Genomic DNA, 3,199 nt, shown 5'->3' with positions numbered 1-3,199 from the left:
TTGACTGTTTAGCATTGTAATGACCAGATTGTGCGTCGCCAACAGGTTTTAATCTGGATAAAGACTCTTGCCTTTACAAAGGCTAGCTTTTAAGCATCGAAGAAATCTACTACCATATTTCTGAGTTTTTAAATTTAATAAACTGTAAGACTAATACCTGCCACTATCATGGCTGAAAAAAGAACAAAACTTATAATTACAACGCCAATCTCAAAATCATTAATATACACGAGCAAAGACTAAGTGCTTGGGGTGTTTAGTGTAACTTATGGTTGATAATACGCTCATTATTGCTTAAATATATTAATAATCAGTCTTAATCCTAACCAAAGCCAGTGTTATCTTAATAAATTATCGTGGTAATACTTGCATCGTCTAGGCACTCTAAACTGACAATAGAATAGTCTGAAATCACCGCAATAGGCTTAACAGGTGCAGCATTTTTTAAATACTTACCTGTCAGATAAATAATAGAACTGGGATGACTTTCTACGCCTTCACCGAAAATAGTGTATTTGCCCACAATCATTTTCCAGCAATCGTTACTTTTACTTGGACGCTAACTAAAACGCTGGAAACATTCAGTGATTTTCTAAACCGAAAAAACCTCCTCGCGGTTTTAATTTAAAAGTGGAAGTTCAGCCGACGCACCCGCCTATATGCTAAGTGGCATAGGTTTAAGTTTGATAAGTGGAAATAAATCAGCTGCAAAACTGAGTTTTCAACCGTTTGAAATAAAAGAGGAACAGTAGCGGCAACGTTGTGTTTCATATATTTATAGGGGCTTTTAAAATAATAGATATAGAAGCCCCTAACATTTTGGTCGTTAAATTAAGCGCCGTCTGCGGCCAACAGCTAACCCCAATAAAGCGACAGTAAACATAGCAATTGAAGTAGGCTCGGGCACAGGTGTGATCTCTCGTGCGAGCCATGTACCTATAAACAATTCATTAGAATTTGCATTAGATGGTGCACTAAGGCCAATCTTATCAATACTGTCTGACTCTAATCCTAAATTGCCTACAAAATCCTTGTCACTAACTATAAAAGTCCTACTTCTAGTTATAGAAAAGGTGCCCCTTGATTTCTGTAGATCACTAGTTTGACCACTTGCCCAACCAACTTGACGCTTCGAAAAATCCAAATCGCTGTACCTTGGGTTGTTATCGAAATTACCTTCAATATAAGTATCACCAAAGATAGAAATAAATTGTTCGATGAAACTACTTTGCACAATACCATTACCCTCTATAAACTGTCCGTTTACAAGAGATGTACCAAAAAATGCGTTGAACATTTCAACTACTTCTAATGCTGATACTGAGGACCAACCAGAAGCATTAGATAATGATAAACCATTGACATCAATCAAAGCGCCAGCATGTGCGTTGAGAGTTTTAGAATTGTTTAATATGTTGTCATCTGACAAATCCCTTACAATGCTATTATAAGAAATACCATTAGTGACGGTTAAATCTAACCACTCCCAAACTGTTCCGTCTGCGCGATATTCGGTGGTGATAACGCCATTATCAATAAAATTACTATTAACTCCAAATCCACCAATAGGAATAATGCCCGCATTAGCAACATTTACAAAGCAATTAACTGCCAGAAAAATACTGACTAACGTTATATTTTTAATTTCCTTTTTCATTTACATTCCTCTCGATAAACGACTTATGACTTAACCAATTACAGGGTGTCTTTCTCGTTAGCTGCACTCCAGTAAAATATATTTGGAAAAAGCAAAAAACATGCCATGACATGTTTTTTATAAAATTCAAACAATTACTAGCAGCCGGTGATAATTCTAACTTATTGGTGTAAAACAGGCGGTCTCACCTAAATAGGTGAGACCGTGCGAGAAGCTATGAACGAAATAGTCCTAAAGTGACTATTAATTCAGCTTGTGAGTGGATGCCCATTTTTTTGTAAATGGCTTTCAAGTGGGTTGCCAGCGTGTTGTAAGACACGCCCATTTCAACAGTAAGTTCTTGTAGCTTTTTCTTACGGTTTATAGCCTGAACTAACAGCACCTCCTTGGGCGTCAGGCCATATTGTTTTATCAATGTTGACCATCGCACAGCGTTTTGTTTGGTTAACGTGACTAAACAACAGGGTTGATCTATGTCGACAAATGCTGAGTTTGGATTCAGCGGCGCGATACTTACCAGCAGCGCTTCTCCGCCTGCACGCTGAAGTAAAATAGACTCCTGCTCACACACAGCATGCGGTTGACTGACACATTGTATTAGGCATTGCTTTAATTTCTGTTGATATGCTAGAGGAGCCAACGTTAAATGCTGGTCAATATCCTTAATATCTTCATTTCCCTCAAGCTCTTGATTAGCAAATAAATTGGCTAAGAGAATACGTCCATTCTCATCGCACACCAGTAAGCCTTTGTCAGATTTGTCTAGAATACTCTTACTGATCGCTGAATAACGTTTGTATAACGTCAGATCCTTATATATTTGCACCGCGCGGCTTAGATGCGGGGTGAGTAACGTAATGAGATCAAAATCTTGCTTTTGGTAAGGGGGATCATCAGGTCCGCGATTAATAGAATAAATAGACTCATATACTCCATCCCTCACTAAACAACCGCCAAGTGCATAGTGGGATTTCATGGGTAATAAAATACGTTGATAAAAATCAGTCTCGACCAGAGACATGACATCTAAATGTTCATTAATGTAAATAGCCTCGCCTTCCGATAAATGCCCCGTTATTTGTAGATAGGGATCATCAAGGGTGCTAACCAAGTATTGCTGCAAAATTATTGGGTCGTAATCAAAGTTCGTTATAACTTCAAAAGCTAAAGGACGAGGTTGATCTAATTTTTGTAGAAAAAAAATGGCTTTATTTGAATGAGTAATTCGCCTTATTTTTTCCATAACATCAGCCCAGTGTCCATCTAGACCCGCTTGGTATATTTGACCTATTAGCTCAGAAACAATCGGTAATGAAATGTTAGTTATTTTTGTAATGTCCATATACTTATATCTAGTTATCATCACTAGTAACAATACTAAGACTATATATTTTTACAACACTTCGTCAATTTTCAATTTTTTATATAAAATAGCGAAGTAAACAAATTGAAAATGGCATAAAACACAGATTTAGTGGTACCTTGCTTACCCAACAGGGTAAAACCAGGCATTAAGTATTAAACCTTGCTTTACTTCGTATA

General features: G+C 37.1%; 3 protein-coding genes. All 3 read right to left on the bottom strand.

Annotated features, from left to right (window positions below; genetic code table 11):
* Positions 1–343: 343 nt before the first annotated feature.
* Complete coding sequence (locus NWQ57_RS10760) at positions 344–529, bottom strand: hypothetical protein (protein WP_306022152.1); 186 nt, start codon at positions 527–529, stop codon at positions 344–346.
* A 297-nt stretch (positions 530–826) separates the two neighbouring features.
* Positions 827–1,657 carry a PEP-CTERM sorting domain-containing protein gene (locus NWQ57_RS10755; protein WP_306022151.1) on the bottom strand — a complete coding sequence of 277 codons (831 nt, stop codon included), beginning with the start codon at positions 1,655–1,657 and terminating at the stop codon, positions 827–829.
* A gap of 214 nt (positions 1,658–1,871) precedes the next feature.
* Complete coding sequence (locus NWQ57_RS10750) at positions 1,872–2,999, bottom strand: LuxR C-terminal-related transcriptional regulator (protein ID WP_306022150.1); 1,128 nt, start codon at positions 2,997–2,999, stop codon at positions 1,872–1,874.
* Between the last annotated feature and the right edge of the window lie 200 nt (positions 3,000–3,199).

The sequence above is a fragment of the Paraglaciecola sp. genome, assembly GCF_030730205.1.
GTDB lineage: Bacteria > Pseudomonadota > Gammaproteobacteria > Enterobacterales > Alteromonadaceae > Paraglaciecola.
Note: the sequence above shows the minus strand (reverse complement) of the source record. Positions and strands in the feature narration are given on the sequence as shown.

Excerpts from the sequence above, each read along its gene's own strand:
- NWQ57_RS10755 (WP_306022151.1), bottom strand. The coding sequence starts at position 1,657 with ATGAAAAAGGAAATTAAAAATATAACGTTAGTCAGTATTTTTCTGGCA.
- NWQ57_RS10760 (WP_306022152.1), bottom strand. The coding sequence starts at position 529 with ATGATTGTGGGCAAATACACTATTTTCGGTGAAGGCGTAGAAAGTCAT.
- NWQ57_RS10750 (WP_306022150.1), bottom strand. The coding sequence starts at position 2,999 with ATGGACATTACAAAAATAACTAACATTTCATTACCGATTGTTTCTGAG.